The sequence below is a fragment of the Candidatus Yanofskybacteria bacterium genome (assembly GCA_003514055.1).
GTDB lineage: Bacteria > Patescibacteriota > Minisyncoccia > 2-02-FULL-40-12 > GWA2-44-9 > UBA12115.
The window spans coordinates 47,060-65,774 of sequence record DOSG01000008.1; the positions used below are offsets into that span (position 1 = coordinate 47,060).

The 18,715-nt window shown below is 41.0% G+C and carries 23 protein-coding genes; 3 read left to right on the forward strand and 20 right to left on the reverse strand.

From position 1 onward, the window contains the following. Positions 1-66: 66 nt before the first annotated feature. From DEG18_02460 to DEG18_02475, 4 genes are read right to left on the reverse strand one after another with little or no spacing between them, the layout of a single operon-like run. Positions 67-1,341, reverse strand: coding sequence for a S41 family peptidase (locus DEG18_02460; protein ID HBX58447.1), 1,275 nt, complete (start codon positions 1,339-1,341; stop codon positions 67-69). After that, complete coding sequence (locus tag DEG18_02465) at positions 1,277-2,095, reverse strand: hypothetical protein (GenBank protein ID HBX58448.1); 819 nt, start codon at positions 2,093-2,095, stop codon at positions 1,277-1,279. The genes DEG18_02460 and DEG18_02465 overlap by 65 nt, the downstream gene beginning before the upstream one ends. Further along, positions 2,095-3,135: a hypothetical protein gene (locus DEG18_02470; GenBank protein ID HBX58449.1), complete on the reverse strand. Its 1,041-nt coding sequence runs from the start codon at positions 3,133-3,135 to the stop codon at positions 2,095-2,097. Before DEG18_02470 ends, DEG18_02465 begins: the two co-directional genes overlap by 1 nt. After that, a complete protein-coding gene (locus tag DEG18_02475) occupies positions 3,128-4,192 on the reverse strand; it encodes a hypothetical protein (GenBank protein HBX58450.1) in 1,065 nt (354 codons plus the stop codon). Before DEG18_02475 ends, DEG18_02470 begins: the two co-directional genes overlap by 8 nt. 54 nt (positions 4,193-4,246) lie before the next feature. On the opposite strand from DEG18_02475, the gene DEG18_02480 reads away from it, so the two are divergent. Further along, positions 4,247-4,558 (forward strand): hypothetical protein, encoded by a 312-nt coding sequence (locus DEG18_02480; protein HBX58451.1) that lies wholly within the window; start codon positions 4,247-4,249, stop codon positions 4,556-4,558. Here DEG18_02480 and DEG18_02485 read toward each other — a convergent pair. The 6 genes from DEG18_02485 to DEG18_02510 form a co-directional block, all read right to left on the reverse strand. Continuing rightward, positions 4,555-6,099, reverse strand: a complete 1,545-nt coding sequence (locus tag DEG18_02485; protein ID HBX58452.1) for a hypothetical protein — start codon at positions 6,097-6,099, stop codon at positions 4,555-4,557. The genes DEG18_02480 and DEG18_02485 overlap by 4 nt on opposite strands. Further along, on the reverse strand, positions 6,089-7,195 hold the full coding sequence (locus DEG18_02490) for a hypothetical protein (GenBank protein ID HBX58453.1): 1,107 nt from the start codon (positions 7,193-7,195) through the stop codon (positions 6,089-6,091). Before DEG18_02490 ends, DEG18_02485 begins: the two co-directional genes overlap by 11 nt. A 306-nt stretch (positions 7,196-7,501) precedes the next feature. Further along, entirely contained in the window at positions 7,502-8,443 is a 942-nt protein-coding gene (locus tag DEG18_02495) for a hypothetical protein (GenBank protein ID HBX58454.1), read from the reverse strand. A gap of 39 nt (positions 8,444-8,482) precedes the next feature. Beyond that, complete coding sequence (locus tag DEG18_02500) at positions 8,483-8,803, reverse strand: hypothetical protein (protein HBX58455.1); 321 nt, start codon at positions 8,801-8,803, stop codon at positions 8,483-8,485. A gap of 134 nt (positions 8,804-8,937) precedes the next feature. Further along, on the reverse strand, positions 8,938-10,002 hold the full coding sequence (locus DEG18_02505) for a glycosyltransferase family 4 protein (GenBank protein ID HBX58456.1): 1,065 nt from the start codon (positions 10,000-10,002) through the stop codon (positions 8,938-8,940). A 28-nt stretch (positions 10,003-10,030) separates the two neighbouring features. Further along, positions 10,031-11,032 (reverse strand): rod shape-determining protein, encoded by a 1,002-nt coding sequence (locus DEG18_02510; protein ID HBX58457.1) that lies wholly within the window; start codon positions 11,030-11,032, stop codon positions 10,031-10,033. Positions 11,033-11,234: 202 nt separating this feature from the next. On the opposite strand from DEG18_02510, the gene DEG18_02515 reads away from it, so the two are divergent. Then, entirely contained in the window at positions 11,235-12,074 is an 840-nt protein-coding gene (locus tag DEG18_02515; protein HBX58458.1) for a hypothetical protein, read from the forward strand. A 48-nt stretch (positions 12,075-12,122) separates the two neighbouring features. On the opposite strand, the gene DEG18_02520 is transcribed toward DEG18_02515, so the two are convergent. The 10 genes from DEG18_02520 to DEG18_02565 form a co-directional block, all read right to left on the reverse strand. Further along, positions 12,123-12,866 (reverse strand): hypothetical protein, encoded by a 744-nt coding sequence (locus DEG18_02520; GenBank protein HBX58459.1) that lies wholly within the window; start codon positions 12,864-12,866, stop codon positions 12,123-12,125. Between the two features lie 155 nt (positions 12,867-13,021). After that, the gene (locus tag DEG18_02525) at positions 13,022-13,621 is read right to left on the reverse strand and encodes a 30S ribosomal protein S9 (GenBank protein ID HBX58460.1); all 600 of its coding nucleotides are present in this window, start codon (positions 13,619-13,621) and stop codon (positions 13,022-13,024) included. Between the two features lie 4 nt (positions 13,622-13,625). Next, positions 13,626-13,967 carry a 50S ribosomal protein L13 gene (gene rplM, locus DEG18_02530; GenBank protein HBX58461.1) on the reverse strand — a complete coding sequence of 114 codons (342 nt, stop codon included), beginning with the start codon at positions 13,965-13,967 and terminating at the stop codon, positions 13,626-13,628. Between the two features lie 2 nt (positions 13,968-13,969). After that, positions 13,970-14,341: a 50S ribosomal protein L17 gene (locus tag DEG18_02535; GenBank protein ID HBX58462.1), complete on the reverse strand. Its 372-nt coding sequence runs from the start codon at positions 14,339-14,341 to the stop codon at positions 13,970-13,972. Between the two features lie 3 nt (positions 14,342-14,344). Then, positions 14,345-15,073 carry a DNA-directed RNA polymerase subunit alpha gene (gene rpoA / locus DEG18_02540; GenBank protein HBX58463.1) on the reverse strand — a complete coding sequence of 243 codons (729 nt, stop codon included), beginning with the start codon at positions 15,071-15,073 and terminating at the stop codon, positions 14,345-14,347. Between the two features lie 59 nt (positions 15,074-15,132). Then, positions 15,133-15,765, reverse strand: a complete 633-nt coding sequence (locus DEG18_02545) for a 30S ribosomal protein S4 (protein ID HBX58464.1) — start codon at positions 15,763-15,765, stop codon at positions 15,133-15,135. A 30-nt stretch (positions 15,766-15,795) separates the two neighbouring features. Then, on the reverse strand, positions 15,796-16,233 hold the full coding sequence (locus DEG18_02550) for a 30S ribosomal protein S11 (protein ID HBX58465.1): 438 nt from the start codon (positions 16,231-16,233) through the stop codon (positions 15,796-15,798). A 152-nt stretch (positions 16,234-16,385) separates the two neighbouring features. Next, positions 16,386-16,772: a 30S ribosomal protein S13 gene (gene rpsM / locus DEG18_02555; GenBank protein HBX58466.1), complete on the reverse strand. Its 387-nt coding sequence runs from the start codon at positions 16,770-16,772 to the stop codon at positions 16,386-16,388. Between the two features lie 69 nt (positions 16,773-16,841). After that, positions 16,842-16,955 (reverse strand): 50S ribosomal protein L36, encoded by a 114-nt coding sequence (gene rpmJ, locus DEG18_02560; GenBank protein HBX58467.1) that lies wholly within the window; start codon positions 16,953-16,955, stop codon positions 16,842-16,844. 11 nt (positions 16,956-16,966) lie between these two features. Beyond that, positions 16,967-17,179, reverse strand: a complete 213-nt coding sequence (locus DEG18_02565) for a translation initiation factor IF-1 (protein HBX58468.1) — start codon at positions 17,177-17,179, stop codon at positions 16,967-16,969. Between the two features lie 267 nt (positions 17,180-17,446). Between DEG18_02565 and DEG18_02570 the strand changes: the two genes are divergently transcribed. Beyond that, positions 17,447-17,833 (forward strand): hypothetical protein, encoded by a 387-nt coding sequence (locus tag DEG18_02570; GenBank protein HBX58469.1) that lies wholly within the window; start codon positions 17,447-17,449, stop codon positions 17,831-17,833. Positions 17,834-18,715: the final 882 nt, after the last annotated feature.

Here is an 18,715-nt window from a genome sequence, read left to right on the forward strand (position 1 = left end):
AAGCGGGCTTGATCACAATTACAAAGAGCGCCCCGAGAAGGGCGTTCTTTGTAATCTACTGAGTTATTATCTTAACAATTCCAAAGCCTTGTCGAGCTGAGGATCTTTCCCTTTCTCGCCTATAACCAATGCTTCGAGTTCTTTTGGATCTTCCGGCAACATAACCTTGATATCGGCTTCAATCCCTTTTTCAGAAATCGATATACCATTAGGTGTCAGCCATTTGGCAATCGTAACTTTTAACGATGAGCCGTCGGAAAAGTTTTCCAATTCTTGGACAGAACCCTTTCCAAACGACTTTTCGCCTACTAATTTTATTCCTCTATTATCATGCAGTGCTCCGGCTAAGATTTCTGATGCCGACGCTGATCCGCCATTCATCAATATCACCGTAGGTAATTTGAGCAAGCCGTTACCATTACTCTTGAATTCGTTTCTCGTACCATCGCCGAACTGCTCCATGACTACAATCTGACCTCTATTTAAGAACCACCCGGCCATATTTATGGCAGAATCCAACAACCCACCCGGATTATTTCTCAAATCCAAGATTAGCCTAGTAGCCCCACTCTTTATTATATCTTGTGCTGCCTTGTTGAATTCAGATTCAACATTCTGATTGAAGGAGTATATCTGCATGTAGGCGATTTTATTACTACCCTCTTCAAAATATTTCAGATCGACTGTCGGAATCTTGATCGTATCTCTCGTTAATTCATAATCTCTTAATTCTCCATTGGAAATCGACAATATAACTTTAGTTCCTTTCTTGCCACGAATCAAGTTTACCGCTTCATCCACGGACATTTCTTGGGTGCTTTTACCATTAATCTTAACAACTTTATCTCCAGCTTTTATCCCAGCCTTATCGGCGGGAGTGCCTTTTAATGGAGAAACGACGGTTAAAACATTATTCTTTTTACTCAACTCTAGACCAACACCGCCGAAAGATCCAGATATTTCTTCCTGGAATTTTTTGCTTTCAACAGGTTCAAAGAACGTAGTATAAGGATCTCCGGCGCTGTTCACCATACCCGCTATAGCACCGTAAAACATTTTTTCGTTACTAAGTTCACCCTTATCTACGTATTTCTCGTTTAATTTGTCCCACACCTGCCAAAAGAGTTCAAAATCAATGTCTTTGTACTTAACCGCATCCTTATTTATCAGCCTAGCTACAACCGGTGAAGGTTCGTATTGGCCAATAAAATAACCGACTGCTAAGCCGATTAATAAGACGCCAACAAGCACTACTAAGCGCCACTTCGATTTAGTCCTAGATGCTTCTGGTTGTAATATTTGATTTTCTGATTCCATATTTTTTAAAATATTTGATAGCATCTTTTATGTGCCATCTGGTTTCTTTTTTGAATAAAGCATCAAAGACATCGAAGCGACTCTTCGAACCTCTACGATGATAGTGATACATTTTAGATTTAGGATAATAAATTACTCTGTATCCATTTTCCCAGAAGCGACGCGCCCAGTCAACATCACTCATATAGAGAAATAGATTTTCGTCCATTGAGCCAACTTTTTTTATAGCTTTTTTACTAACCATGATTGCTGAGCCCATCAACCAATCGGCATCAGTTTCTTTGAACAGATCGTGATCGTGCATTAAGAACTGCTCAACTTCTTTTTTAAATAATCCTATTCTGCCGATAAAACTTCGACGATATATGGTAGTTAGTGGCGAATAGAATCTAAAGTATGAATCCTGATGACTGCCGTCAAAATTTAATAATTCCGGGCCGACTATGCCAATTTTAGGATCATCTTTAATCAATTCATACAAAGTCTCTACTGCACCTTCAAGCGGAATTATATCGGGATTGATTACAAATACGTAATCGTTAACGCTGGCCTGAAGGCCAGCGTTAACGCCTTTGGTATAACCGATATTCTGGTCGAATGCCACTAATTTTATATCCTTAAACTCTTCATTGACGACATTCCGGGTCTCTATACTGCTGGCGATATCGATAACTATGATTTCGTATTTAAAATCTGCGCGAACAATACGTTTAAAAGATTTCAAACACAGTCGTAATAGCGCCGGATTCTTATAATTGATGACGAGTATCGAAAGCATTAATTTAAAGTTTCAGCGAAAAACTTTTTAAATAAATCGAAATTCTCGCCATTTGGAAGTAACACGTAAATTGCATCGATGTATGTTTGATAAAGTAAATTCGCGGTGGAAATTACATATTCTTTGGGCATAGCCTTTTTCACTTGTTGATACAAGTTTATTAATTCCGACAAATTCCAAATATTCAAATCTGTTTTAATGTCGCTGCGAACGACACTTAGCATGCCAAAAGCTTTAAGAGGATCTGAGGTCAAATTAGCAGTCATGACTTTGTCTTTAATAGCCATTATAATTTCCTGTTGACGCCTAGACCTATCGAAATCGCTAGTTGAATACCTCGATCGAGCGTAATAGAGCGCACCTTCACCATCGAGATGATTGAGCCCAGCCGGCAGATAGAAGCTATTCCCCCACTGGCTCTTCTCTTCAAATGGTTTGTCTAGGTATACGTCCACCCCATCTAGCTCGTCAACAATTTTCTTGAACGCTGTAAAATCAAAGACTATGGCATTATCTATATATATTCCAGTCATTATCGAAAATACTCTCTTTGTAAAATCTAGCCCCTCTTTGCGACTAAGTCCATATTCATAAACTTCGTTTATCTTGCCCATCTTGTACTTGTCGATTTTTATGTAAAGATCTCGTGGGATAGACACCAACGATGACTTTGCGGTGGTCTTGTCGTAACTAAAAAGCAAGATCGTGTCGGTTAACATACCGCCTTGAATCGCGTCCGGATCGTCGAGACCACGCATGCCTAATATTAAGATGTCTAAACGATTTGGGTCAGGCTTTGGTGTCGGATCGGTAGATATTGCGGCTACCGGAAATGACAAAATGGCCGAGACACGATTCCAGAAAGGAACACTACCATCACTGGTAATGACAATCTCGTTATAAGCTAAGCCCAACATTAAAGCTCCGTAGCTCAAGGCTACTATGGCTATAATTGAAACGCCTAGACCAAGTATCTTCTTCTTACTTGGCTGATTATTATGTCCTACGGGGTCTATAAAATTCATTTCTTTATTATTCATACCATTCGCGCATTCGAGCTGGCGCGGCTACAGCTCGTCTCATAATGGCATTTCTCTTCTTGAGCATTTTAGGAATATTTTTTAATACCACGCTAACCTCGCTTAAAACGGCTGGCTCATAGATAAGGAGGTAGGCCAGCATGGTTAATTCTCTTTTCGCTATATAAAAGAAGTCCTTGAGGCAATTTATTATATACTCATTCTTGATCATTGTAAACCTAAGATTTTTCCATTCAAGCCGGCGCTTATTGAGCGGTATCTGCTGTCTACTTTTTCTGAATTCGGTGAAACCGCCAGACAACGATTTTGTTGTCTGGCGATCATGCCAAGCCAAAACTCGTGGAGCATATATCTGCTTCCAGCCGAATAGGTTCATGCGCCACGCAATATCTAAATCCTCGGCATACCAAAAAAAATCGTGATCGAATATCTCTCCGGCACCTGACGGATTGATTTTGATTCTTAAACTAGCAAACGCTTCCTTTCTAAAAACAGGCACCGCACCTTCAACGCCGAATATCTCTTTCTGCGTGTTGTATTGGCCCGTGTCTTTCTCGCCATGGCCGATATTAACTATCCTCCTCGATTTGAATATTTTAAAACCACATGTGTCTATGACGTCGGTACCCAGCCTAAGATTACGACCTTTCAGCTGGTCCAAATCAAATCGGTAGACTTTGGCCTGAAGTGCACCAATATCGGCGCTTACTTCCATGACCCCCATCGCTTCAAGTAGAAAATTCTTATCTAATATCACGTCTACGGAAAGCACGACCACATATTTCCCAGCTGATATTTCAAACAACTTTTCCTGCCCAGCCCACATGCCTATGTTTTGTGAATTTTCAATAACTTGAGAATTCACAAAAGCTAATTCTCCAAGTTCTAATTGCCAGTCTTTGATTATTTTCTTTGTTCCATCGGTTGAATTATTATCCCAGATATTTAGCTCAATTAGATCATGCGGATAGTTCAAGTTCTTTATCGAATCCAAACAATGGCGAATATATTTTTCGCCATTAAAAACCACTAGATTTATTGAGATTCTACTTGACATCTTATTCCTAACATTATATCCTTTTTCCAGTCATTTTCCAAGAGAAGCAGAAAGATGGATGAGCTTACTCCAAGCCAAGAAATTATAAAGAACGATTTAATCGCACATTTCAAAGAAGACGCGACATCGTCACTGAATCAAGTAGTCAATTTTCTTGGTCAAAAGCAAACTTGGTATTGCATAAATTTCGACCATAGATATCTCAACTTTGCCAAGCAAGACATGATAATGGTGCTAAAATATTTGATAGCCCAGAGTATATTGGAAATATCCGATTGGAGGACATCTCCCGATATGAATGCTACATTTGGATTTGTGCTGGAACCAGTTTTTTCTCTTTCCGAAACATTTCAAGCCCAGGCTTAGTCTGGGCCTTTGTTTACCAAAAGAGCGGCAGAAACGGCAAGCATAAGAAAGGCGCGTTCGTCGAATATAGCTACGTCAGTCATTAAGTAAGCGAAGACCCACGGAATGAATAATAGACTTGCACCATAATAAGTTGCCAGCGTGGTGTCCGCCTTAGAATCGATGAATTTTCTATAGATTATTTTGAATAACTCAAACAAGAATGCACATAGCGCAATCAGGGCAAAAACGCCCATCTCCGCGGCTACGTGCAAATAAATATTATGCGCCGAAGATCCAGCCTTAGACAGTTTAATATCTTGAGACAACACGACTGGATAATTACCAATACCCACTCCCAACAATGGATGGTCCGCTATAGATACTAAACTTTTTTTCCAGATTTCTATTCTTTGAGCGTTAGAAGTCTCACCAAAATCTATGACTGATCTAATTCGATTACCAAGCATGCTCCAATCCCCTTTTGATAATAAAAATTGAGGCGAAGTAAATATCGGATAGGCAACAAAGAACATCATAAAAAACAAAATTATGTAGCTAGAAATGAATTTAAAATAACTCACCTTAGTTTCTTTCTTAATCGTCATATAGATAATCACGCCGATAGCAAGCGCAACCACTCCCACACTCGCCGCCCAGAAACCTCTGGTGCCAGTTAAAATTACTGCTAGGAATATTATCGGCACCCAAACCACGAATAGCTTAGTCCTTGTTTTAATCAAATCTTGGAATTTCGCACCAACATCCATTTTGCGCATAGTCCAAGCAAAAATAGCTGGCATACCCAGAAGCAGAAATATTGGGAAAGAATGAGAATCTGGAAAAAGAGAAAACATCCTCAACGAAAGTTGCTCTCCGTAGTAAGCGAACCAAGTATTACCAACCCTCACGGCAATATCGCACCATTGCTGACCAAACTGATTGCATTGGATGTTCTCACCCCATATGCGCATGAATTGATAAATATCAATAAAGTAACTTGAGGCCAATTGTAAAAAACCAATAATCGTAACTAGTAAAACCGGAATCGTTAAGGCTCGAATTAGTCGCTTCGAAAAATCGCTACTTCTCGTGGTTAGATAGTAAACTGGAAAGCCAACCAAGCTTAAATTAGTAAAATAGATAATTCTTTTGATAGCGGCCGCCTTATCCGAAGCCATGGACACTGAAAGTAACATCAGCGCATAAAGTGCAACGAGAGCCATTGCGTACAAAGGGCGCCATTGTACAAAGGCGCCCTTTGTAAAGATTTTCGTGGTTTTAAGCCGGGACAAAAACCATTTCACGAATAATATGACTGAGAATATCCTCCAAGAATTAAAGTTATCAAAGCTAGAACTGAATGGAATCGCCAAAAACATCGGGATTGAGGCCGCAAAAAATATTACTCCATCCTCCAGCGGTGCTAAGATCAAATACAAAGCTAACATGGCCACTAAATATAAAACGAATTCGCGAGGTATAAGACCAGAAATAACCAGAAAGAAGCAGATAACCTCAGCCACGTAAACTATTCCGCCAGTTTTTTTATTATTTAACATTCTCAAAAAATGATTTAGCAAAACTGCTCCAGCTAAGCCTTGGAATTAATTCTTTGTATCTATCCTTACAATATTTTCTTTTTTGCTCGTCTTTGAGTCCCCTATCAATAGCATCGGCAATCTTTTCTGAGGTACCGTTTGCAGCAAAAAAAGCAGCATCGTTAAAAAGTTCGTGATTCAAGGCGTTGTCCATCACAACTACTGGTACGCCATATGAAGCCGCTTCCACCGGCGGCAAACCGAACGCCTCTGATTCAGATACATAAACAACCAATTCGGCGCTAGAATACAATCTTGAGATTTCGTCATCAGCTACATAGTCACGATAATTAATTCTTTCACGGCCAAATCTATTATTCATTTCTTTAACCATGCTCTGAATTATCGGTCTGGGATATTTATCCCGGCCCACCAATATTAATCTCAGATCTGGATATTTGGGGGCTATCTGACTAAAAGCTAATATCGTTTCTTTGGCGTGGCGTCTTGCAAACATTTGGCCCACGTATAATATGTACAGGCTATTCGATTTAAAATCTTGTGCAACTTCTCTAGCCCGATGGGACCCAAGACGTGAAACAAATATCTTATTTGGTTTTATTTTGTATAGTCTGGCAACCTCATCTTTCGATGCCCCCGATATGGCCATGATTTTATAAGCGAACTTCGCGGCCCAGTTAGTAAACATCCCATAGGCTAATCTATATTTGAACGGCAACGTACCTTGCTTGTACTCATAGTAAACATCGTTGGTCAGTATCACTACGGCTTTCCCTAAGTATAATGGCGGCATCATATAGGCCGGGAAAAACATTCTATCGACGCCGTCGAGCATTGCCTTAACTGGCATTAAAATGTGATAAAAAATATTAAACGATTTTAGGGACTTCCAGCCGACGATTCTTTTGACGAATATTGGATTCTTCAGAACTTCGTCGTCGGGGATGAATTGATTGAAATATAGATATAATTTAAATTCTTTATGCCATTCTATATTTTTCTCATATTCTTTAAGTAAATTTAAAACCACGTGGCCAACGCCCCATCTAGACTTTGCATCCTCTAAATTTTCGCACTCAATCCCTATTTTAAGCATGTCGTATTATTATTGACACTCGAGGTTATCATCATATACTACGTGAAGATCTTTGTGGAGGCCATCATGGCTAACAAAGCATTACTGCCGGGAAAAAGATTTGAGCTAAATAACCATTTAGGACAATCCTATCCCTTGCCATGCCCAGGATGCAATACCATACTGCAACGCGATAACGTATCATTTGAATCTTGCGTTGAAGAAGGCCTGGTCGAACTTATCAATGGCGTGCTAGTACAGGAATTACATATTCCAGTCTGTCCATTCAGCTGGGTCGGTAATAACTAGGGGCTAAGTAGCCTCTTTTTAATTTCCTATTTTGCCCATTTTATCTTTATAAAAATCGAATACTCCGTTTAGTATTGCCTGCGACCTTTCTTTTTCGATACCAAATATCAATTTGATTATCTGCTTTTTAATAATCCAGATGCTCCAGGGCCACAATAATATTTGCACCCACCACGGACCAAATTTACGATTGAAATAAAGAGCGTTACGGTAATGATATCTCAACAGTAACGGAGACCCTAATTTTTTGGTTGAGGCCGATACCTTATGATTAATAGATACTCCTTCGGCTATGCCGATTGAAAACCCGGCTTGAGCCGCAGTCAATGATAAGTCGGCATCTTCAAAGTACAGAAAATAGTCCTCATCCATTAGGCCAATCTTTTCAAACACATCACTAGATATGGCCGCGCCACCACCGATGGCGTAGATATTAGAAACACAATGGCCGCGTTGAATACAATGGCTGTCTTTTAGGCCGCAAAGACAGCCATTGTATTCAGGCGTATATATGTGTCCGAGGGTAGGCTTTAGCCACTTCACCAAGCCAGCATAGGCCGTATGCCCACCCTCATCCAAAGGTATTGAAACTACCCCCCTTTTGAGCCTCAAAACGGCCTTTAGGCGAGCGATAAAGTCCTTTTCAGGTGTTGTATCGTTATTGATCAAAATCACCCATTTTGACCCTCCGGCCAAGGCCTTTTTTATGCCCACATTACACCCCCCAGAAAAGCCGAGGTTTTGACCATTTTTAATAACCACCAGGTTCTGCCAACCATGCTTTTTTTGATACTCATTGAGCCTATCTATGTCGGCCACGTTAGAACCATTCTCAACTACAATCAATTCGAAATCAGAATCGGTTTGATTCTTAAATATATTTAGAAGATTAATCGTGTCTTCTGCTCCGTTATAATTTACAGTTACTATTGATATCTTCATCTTATCCATTAATACCATAATACTACAAAAAGCGGCGAAACGCCGCTTTGTTGATATTTATGCCCGAGAAGTTTCTGCGATATAGCTCTGCTCGAAAGCAAACCACATCTCTCTCCACTCTCCGTTAAGACGGATCCTAGAAAATACGAGCATATCGGGCGGATCACCACGCCCCTGACAATTAAAATCAGACTTACTGTAAATTTTCTCATGTTCCATTTTATAAACAGTACAACCGATTTCATTGCCGTAAAATTGATACCCAAGTTGCTCTGGGTTCTTAGCAATCTGAACGGCCGATATTAGGTCTTCAGTCATGAGAACTGGATCAGATACTTCTCCATGGCCAGTATCGTGCGTTGCGATGACAATGAACATGTAAGCCTCCCCTGCTTAGAAACTGAGCCGATAATCTCACAAATCCCGGCATGCGTCAATTAACTCAAGGTGTTTAAAAATAGCGGGAGGAACTTTCGAGAGGCTCTCGCAGGAACGAAAGTTTTCCCCCTATTTTACTCGATTATCTCCAATATAGCATTTCTAAAATTTTCGAGAGAGAATCTCTTGGCTGATTCTTTGATAAGATTTGGGCTATATTTGTGATAATTATCATTGAGCCTTCTAATGCCATCTGCCAAAGCTTCTGGTATCGGATCGTCAAAAAATTCTCCAGTAACCCCCTCTTCGATGATCTCCATGGCACCGCCCCTACGTAGTGCCACTACTGGCTTGCCATAAGCCATAGCCTCAACCGGAGCAATCCCGAAATCTTCTTCTTGCGGCATAATGAATGCCCGACAATTCTTGTAATAGCCAGCCAAAAACTCATCAGAAACGAATCCCAGCAAATCAACATTATCGCCAGCCATCCTTTTTAATCTCCTCTTGGTCGGCCCATCGCCGATTATGATCAAGGGTAATTTTAGCTTATTAAAAGTATCAATAACCAAGGCAATATTTTTATAGTCATAAAGCCTCGAAACAATCAGATAATAATTCTCAATAGTCGGCACAAAATCTGATTCTATGTTGTAGGTATTCACTGGTGGGAATATAATCTTTGAATCTCTGTGGTAGTATTTTTTTATCCTATCTTGAACATTCTTCGATATGGCGATAAATTCATCGACTCTATCCGAGGCCAAGCGATCCCATATTCTTAAATAGTGTCTGGCGACTTTGCTAATTAATCCCGATCTTTCGTAGTCTGAATTTCTATCCCATAAAAATCTTGTTGGGCTATAGCAATAACAAATATGCCTAGTTTTTGGTTTTAGAACTAATCCCTTTGAGAAAATTACAGATGATGAGATTACTAGGTCAAATTCAGACAAATCAAATGACTCGATAATGCTAGGCATTATAAATGCTAAATATGGGTAAGCGGTCATCACGAAGGGAAGTCTCTGCAATCTGCTAGCTACAATTTTAGTATTAGGCAAATATCTACTAGTCAGCTTTTTCTTGTGAAATAAGGTATAAATCGGCGCATTGGGAAATATTTCATGCAAAGCAATAAGGGTGCGTTCGGCACCCCCCAAATTTAGAACCCAATCATGTACCAGCGCTATTTTCATTATATTAACTTATGGATGAGGCAAAGCGCTATCTCTTAGCTATCACATTTCTCTTGTAAACATCCAAATTCTCAAGGACTATACCCGTACCACGGGCGACACAAAATAAAGGATCGTCAGCTATCGACGCCGGTACGCCTGTAACTCGAGTGATGAGCGTGCTTATATTCTTTAACAAGGCTCCTCCACCGGAGACGATGATCCCCCGATCCATGATATCTGAACATAGCTCTGGAGGCGTAACTTCTAACACGCTTTTGATAATTTGAATTATTTCACGCAATTGTTCAGACATGGCGTCGGTTATCTCGTTAGAGCTTAACTCCACCGTTTTAGGATAGCCTGTAGCCAAGTCTCTACCTTTTATGTTTATCTTTTCTTCGACGGCCTGCTTAGCAGCGCTTCCGATGTTTATCTTGATCAACTCGGCTGTCCTTTCGCCGATAGCCAAGCCGTGCTTTTTCTTGATAAATTCAACAATAGCCGCGTCCAATTTATTGCCAGCCACTCTCACTGAAGAGCAACTCACGATGCCGCCCAACGAAATAACTGCCAATTCCGTGGTACCACCGCCAATATTTAAAATCATGTTGCCCGAAGGGTTGTTTATAGGGATCTTGGCACCAATCGCGGCTAGCACTGGTTCTTTGACCAAGTATACGGCCTTCGCACCAGCATTTAGAGCCGATTCGATAACAGCTCTCTTCTCGGTTGAAGTTATGCCAGCCGGTACTGATATCAACACTTCTGGCTTAACAAAATTCATAAATCCACCAGCTTTTTTTATGAAATATCTTAGCATCGCCGTAGTAATTCTATAATCGGCGATAGCTCCGTCGACAAGCGGTTTTGAAACTATAATACTATCCGGCGTTCGGCCGATCATTTCTTTTGCCAAATTCCCCACGGCTATAACCTTATTATCCAAAACCGAAATCGCCACCACCGACGGTTCATTTATGACGATACCCTTCTTGGGCAAGAAAACTACTGTATTAGTTGTACCCAGGTCTATACCAATCTTTTTCATCTTATATAAGGAATCTACCCGTAAATCGTGGAATTAGCAATTTTCGAATAATCCGACGTTAATCTGCGGAGGGAGTTAGGAAAAATTGATAATAAGCGATCATTTAAGCGCCTAAATTATACTAACTAATTATTCACAATACAAACATTTGACAGATCTTTCTAAAGATTGATAATTACTACCTTTCTGATAATATGTATTCATGACTAAGAGGCAAAAAAGATTATTATTCTATTGTGCAGTACTATTCTTCCTTTTCGGTAGCTATGTAGCCATTATGTACGCTCAAGGCTATAAATACGATTTTGCAGAAAACAATTTTTTCAAAACTGGGACGTTCCACTTAAAAGTTAACGAAGACGCCGAAGTATTCGTAGATGGAGAATATATGGGCACCACTTCCTTTCTTGGAACATCGTTCAGTCACGAAAGATTACTACCAGGAACCTACCAGACTAAAGTTCAAAAGAATGATTACTCCACTTGGCAGAAAAACATACAAGTTGAAGAAGGCTTAGTTACTGAATTTACTTCAATCATGCTTCTACCTCAAGCTGGGGTAGAGAAAGATAAACTTCTAGAGGAGATCAGCCTAATATTAGATGGCCCAAGTCCATCACCGACCCCCAGTGGATCAAAGGCTAGCCAGCCTAAGGGCTCACCCAGCCCCTCCCCAATAAAAACCCCGGAACTACCAAGCCTCCCATTCGTCATACAAAATAGAATACTATACCAGGCTAAGACCGATGACGATCAGATAACATTAGTCCCCGTAGCAGACGAAGCAACTGGATTTAAAATATCTCCCGACAAAAATAAAATAGCTTGGTGGAATAAAGGTGAATTGTGGTTATATTGGGTAAACAAAACTAATTATCAGCCCATACACATCAAAGGAGATATCGAATTGATCAAGACATTCGACGCGCCCATAAGTAAGCTTGATTGGTTTAGGGATAGTGAGCATATTGTTGTAGAGTCCATTGGGTTTAAGGTCATCGAGATTGACTCAAGAGGCGGATTGAATATTATCTCCATCTAAGAGATTTACTAAAGATAAAAAAGCCCCGCGTATGCGGGGTTTTTGCGTTTAATAGCGCCGTTCGAGATCGAACCAGAAGTAGAAACCGGAGTCAGGCGGATGGTAGTGGCCTGGGATATTGCAGAAACCTCTGATCCAGACCCAGCATTGACACCATTCATCCCATTCCCAGTGTCCTGGAACGTGCATGTATCTATCTCCCCAGAGGTCATGGAATGGCCTCCAGAAGAAGTAGTACTTATTCGCTCCGAACCACCAGCCGGAGGAATACTCTCCACGCCCGTAATCACCGAACTGCGGATGTGGCAGCGGCGTAGGTCGAGTCCTTGGAATGGCATAGCGCGGAAGATCCCTCAGAGGGAATCGCTGATGCGTTCCTTGGCCACCACGAGGCAACTCGTTCGAATAGATGCCAGGCGGCCGCATCATCGCGCCCGGCCCGCGACCCATGCCTTGACCTTGTCCACGGCCTTGCTGGTCACCACGACCCATGCCTTGACCTTGACCACGTTGAGTACCTGGATCTTGCCGTGGCCGACTCCGCTGAGGATCACGGCCCATGCCTTGACCCGAGCCTGAAGGTGGCCCCTGCCGTTGTGGCGGTTGCTGTCTTGGTTCGGCCCGAGGCGGTGGAGCCTGACGTGGCGGCGGCTGTTGCCGTGGCCTTTCTTGAGCTTGCGGGTCTCGAGTTGATCTTGGCTTGGCCTTTTCCCTTTCCTGGCTAGCCAAGAGTGCCGCCGATCCAAAGATCAGCAGCAGTAGAATCGAAAGAACTGTTCGTTTGCGGCGCATAAGTCACCTCCATGATGTAGCGCTCGACTCATTAACTTTACGCCATCATTAGATACTGTCAAGCTGGCGAACTAAAATCAAAACCCCTCGTTATTTCGAGGGGTTTTGATTTTATATTAAATAAATTAATCTTTCTGACGCCTTCGTTGTTCAAACTAACGCTTGCTCCACTGCGGCGATTTACGAGCCTTCTTCAATCCATACTTTCTTCTTTCCTTGGCCCTTGGATCTCTCTTTAGGAAATTAGCCTTTTTGAGCTTCTTCCTAAAATTAGCGTCAAATAAAGTTAGAGCTCTAGCCAATCCGTGTCGAACGGCTCCAGCTTGTCCCGACAATCCGCCACCATTAACCATTACTGTCGCTTTAAACCTTCCAATTGATTTCAGTCTCTTTAATGGAGATTCAACGACTAGCTGTAAATTACCATCCAAAAAATATTCTGTGTAATCTTTGCCATTAATTATAATCAGGGCCTTCTCGTCTTTAATGGTGTCAGTAGATTTTTTAGTATACAGCCTAACTCGTGCTGTGGCATTCTTCCTTCTACCAACCGTCTCATAGTACTTCTCTTTGCCAGACTTTTGCTCTTCGTCTATCTTTTCATCAACCGCCTTTAATACTTCTTTATCTTCTGGACTATCGAAAACCTCCACCAAAATTTCTGGTCTCTTAATCTCAATCTTTACGCTTTCAACCTTTTCGGCTGGCTTATCGACTGGTGCGGTCTTTTTAATTGTTTTCTTAGTAGTTGCCATAAAATTACTTGAACTTTAGATTTCTAATTATTTTATCTCTTGATTTGTTCTTAGGCAGCATTCTATAAATCGCCATTCTAACAACCTCTTTAGGTTTTGATTTCCAAAGTTCAGATAGTTTTTTTTCCTTCATACCGCTGTGATAGCCAGAATAATGATAATAAATCTTCTGATCCATCTTCTGACCTGTAAATTTGATCTTATCGATATTATTAATAATGACTTCAACCTCTGGCAATTTACTTGGCTCAAACGAAACTAAATGTTTTCCACGTAAAGCCGTGGCAGCTTCAGTCGCTACTCTTCCTAACGCTCTATTTGTCGCATTGATTTCGTAGGTAGTCATATTTATTTCGCAGGTTTTTCGGCCTCTTTAAAAGTAAATTCTATAAAAACCATCGAGGCGGCATCGCTTTTTCTATCGCCTAATTTGGTAATCCTTGTATATCCGCCCTTGTGATCCTTGAATTTAGGAGCAATCTCGGTAAAAAGCTTGAAGATAGCCTTCGCGCCTAAATCTTTAGCCATTTCCCTCTTAGCAGCTACGCTATTAGACTTAGCCTTAGTAACCAGCTTAGAAACGTACGAAGAGATGGTCTTCGCCTTAGCAACCGTTGTCTTAATCCGGCCATGATCAATCAAAGCAGTAGCTAGCGCCTTATATAGTGCATGTCTCTGGATTGATTCTCTTCCAAATTTTCGGTGTTTACCTCTTCGCATATCTTATTTTGACTTCTTTTTCTTAGTTGATTTCTTCTCTTCTGATACTTCTATCTTTATCTCTGATATACCTCTAAAGTGATCGTTCAATATAACGGCGGCTTTTTGTAGCGCCTCTTCTGGTTCAATTGATCCGTCGGTTTCGATAGTCAAAACAACTTTATTGAAATCGATCCTGTCGCCAACGCGAATATTCTCAATTGAAAAATTAACTAACTGAACGGGTGAGAATACGGCATCAACGGCGATTGCTCCAATAGCTAGCTTCTCTTTCTTTCTCTGTTCAACTGGAACATAGCCAACTCCCTTTTCAATATCAAGTTCCATGTTCAGCTCTGCTTTTTTATCAGTCAAAGTTGCTATGTGCTGATCTTCGTTGATAAGCTCTACATCTGACGTGAGATCTATGTCAGCTCCAGTCACGACTTTATCGCCCTTAACACTCAACGTGACTTTAACCGGACCATCGCCCAATAATTTAAATCTAAGCTTCTTAACGTTTAGGATGATTTCAATGATATCCTCCTGCATATTTGCTAGAGTTGAGAACTCGTGATCTACGCCCTTAATCTTTATAGCAGTTACGGCGGCACCCTCGAGAGATGACAAAAGCACCCTCCTCAATGGGTTAGCTATCGTTGCTCCATATCCTGGCATCAACGGTGATATCTCGAAAACGGTCGTATTACCATCCTTCGAAATTGTCTTAACTTGTTCCGGTAGCGTAAGCATTTGTTTTGTATGAGCATGCAGATTAGTAATCTCCACATACCCACAAGTTATTTATAAAACTATCTTGAATAATATTCGACTACGGCCTGAAGGTCTTCCATCTTTAATCCGCTTTCTTCTAGCGTTGCTTGCCCCTTAACCTTAGCCTCAACTTTCTCTTTATTTATTTCTATCCACCCTGGACCCTGATATGCAGGGAACCATACTGGAAGTAAAGTTGTAAAATACTTGGTCTTCTTGCTACCCTCTCTAACCGATATGATGTCATTCCTTTTTACCGTATATGAGGGAATATTCACTTTCTTACCATTTACTAAGATATGGCCATGAGATACTAACTGTCTTGCCTGATCTCTTGATTGAGCAAATCCTGATCTGAAAACCGTATTATCTAGTCTGTTCTCAAGCTTTCCGATGATCTCGGTGTAAGGCTCTTCTCTTGATTCAAGCGCATGCTTAATGCCATTCTTGAACTGCTTCTCAAGCATTCTGTATGTAGCTCTGACTTTCTGCTTGGCCATCAACTGTTGCCCGAATTCAGATATCTTGTTGTTTCTTCGGGTGTGCTGACCTGGCGGATATGGTCTTCGAGTTACGGCAGCTTTCGGAGAATACGAACGATCGCCTTTCAAAAAAAGACGCTCGCCAACTCTTCGCTCAACTTTTTCTCTTGGTCCTAGATATCGTGCCATGATCTTATTTTATAAAATGATAATTAATTGCTAGACTCTCCTCGGTTTCTTACTCCTAACGCCATTATGCGCAACCGGGGTATTGTCCTGGATCGATAAAACATTCAAACCCGTTCCAGCTATGCCTCTGATCGCCGATTCTCGGCCGGGTCCAATTCCCTTAGCGATAATCTTGATATTGGTCAGATTAAACTTTTTAGCTTTCTCTACACAATCCTTAGCAACCATATTTGCGGCATAAGGAGTAGACTTCTTGGTACCCTTAAAACCCAAGCCACCAGCCGATGACCAAGCAATAATATCGCCTTTCTGATCGCTGATAGCAATAGAAGTATTATTATACGAAACGTTAATGTGGGCTATACCATTTATAACTTGTTTCTTACTACTTTTCTTAGGAGCTGCGGGAGCGTTGCTTTCTGTTGCTCCAGAAGTCTCGGTTTTTGTGATGATTTTCTTTTTTCCCATTTTATTTAAATTCTCGAATCTACTAAGACGTTAGACTCAGACATAAGTTCTGAGAGGCTCTCGGAGCGCGACTGGCGCGAGAGAGAGGGTGATTTCTAGTAAGAAATAAACCCGTACTCGAAAAACTTGTGTCTGGGCCTAACTAATATTCTTTATGTCTTCTCGGATGACGGTTTTCTGCCAGAGCCCATGGTTCTTCTTACGTTGCCCCTGGTAGTTCTTGAATTTGTCTTAGAACGGCCATGCAGCGGCAACCTGTGCGCGTGTCTGAGTCCTCTCCAGGCCCCAATTTCCTTCAATCTTTTTATGTTTCCAGTGACTTCTTTTCTTAAGTCTCCTTCTACCTTATAGCTCAATTCAATTATCTTTTGGATTTTATTTAGTTCCTCAGTCGTTAAATCTTTGGCTAGCTTATTCTCATCGATACCTACGGTTCTTAAAATTATCCTGCTAGTGCTAAAACCTAAACCATAAACATACGGTAATGAGTAAACAATCTTCTTTTTATCAGGAATGACTATACCTAGAATTCTTGGCATTAAATGAATTATCAATTATCAGTTATCAATTTCCATTTTTATTGGTAATCGTTAACTGGTAACTGTTTACTACCCTTGTCTTTGCTTATGCTTGGCTATCTTGCAAATGCAATACAGGCGCCCCTTGCGTCTTACTAATTTGCAGCTAGTACACATTTTTTTCACTGACGCTCGTACTTTCATGGTCTTTATTATTAAAATCTATAGACTATCCTGCCCCTGGCACCGTCTGGGCTCAATTCTAAAGAAACCTTGTCCCCTATCATTACTTTAATGTAGTTAAGGCGCATCTTGCCCGCCAAGTATGCCAAAACCTCTTTGCCATCGTCAAGCTTAACTTTGAAGGTAGTACCTGGCAAAGCCTCTATAACCTGACCGTTTACTCTATTTTTGGGGTTTTCGTTCAATGATCCTTTGCTAAATAATCTCGAGACAAATTAACCTTACCTACTGGAAAGGCAATTAGTCTCAATATTACATTTATAAAATGTCGGATTAGATCCCCATTTAGAAATCATGAGATCTAGCCCTGAGTATTTATTCAGTTGACGAGATTACTTTTAGCTCATTTATATTAGCAAAGAGGCTAAATAATGTCAAATTCCATATCCACACGCCTTGACTCGTCGGAATTACCAATATATCCTTGGCAAAGCTCTTAAACGGAGAAAGTCATGAAAAGACTGAATTTCGTGGATGAGGCCCTTATTCCAATTATTCTCGGTAAAAAACGCATAACCATTAGGAAGTACCGGGAAGGTTCCCACGACGTTACGTTTGCACAAATACTTCGTGCCGAGTTCCCGTGCGGTTTAGGACTTCTCATTCGGGTCACCAATACGCCCGACAAGACTCCCCTTAAGATGCTAAGCCAGGACACACTCGAGCGGGATGGCTATGCAAATCATGAAGAAGCTCTCGCTGATCTTAAAAATTTCTATCCATATCTGACGATGGAGTCCGACGTTATCGCGATTTCTTTTGAACCCCTAGGGTATTCCATCTCATTTGAGGATCAACCATTAATTGATGCCAGAGATGTAGCATTTCCCGCCTGGTAGAATACAAATCGGCGCGTATGCGCCGATTTTTTTGTTTAAATAACAGTTACAACTCTATTCAAATACTACCTCCATCTTAACCTTGGCTTTGTCTTTAGGTACAGTTTTCACCCAAAAAGGCGAGAGACTTACTTTGGCTGAATCGATAACCTTATCGGCCTTGAGCTCCTGCAAGTAATCTCTAACTTGTGAATCCTTTTTGCCCAGCAAATCGACAAGGATCTTATCAGCATCAATCTTCTTATATTGCATGCCACGGACCATAGTCGTAAACGTTAAGGTGCTGGTTGCGTCATCGTAAGCTATATTAATGTAACTCTTATCAAGTTTATCCGCCTGCACCGTAGAGGTACCGCCCTTCTCTACATATTTAACTGCTAATTCGTCTATATCTTCCTCTCTGAAGCCAATAGTTTTAATAAGGCCCGTTAGAGTCATAGTAAAGGTATCGGCTGCCTCATCTACCTGAGCCGTAGATTGTGTGTCTTTAATCACGACATTGGCCGAATTAATAATCTTTAGATTGGCCGATTGAGATTTCAACGCCTCGGCCACGACTCTTTTAAGCTCTTCCATCAAAACATCTTTAGCCGCTTGATAATCCTGATCAGTAACCACCTTAGCCTTACCGCTCGTACCACCCTTCATGGGCTGGACTGACTTACCATATACTTTCTTTAATTTCTCTTGGTCATTCTTCTCCTTGAAAGCTGATACGATGAAATCAGATGCGGCTATGTTGTATTCGATACCCGGCTTATCAGCTATTACTTCAACTTCCATAGTCCCAGAACTAGATTTGGCAGCCGGAACAGTTATAGACTTAAGAGTCCTAAAAACTAGACCCTCCTTGGTCTCGAACCTGGTAGTAGCTATTAATTG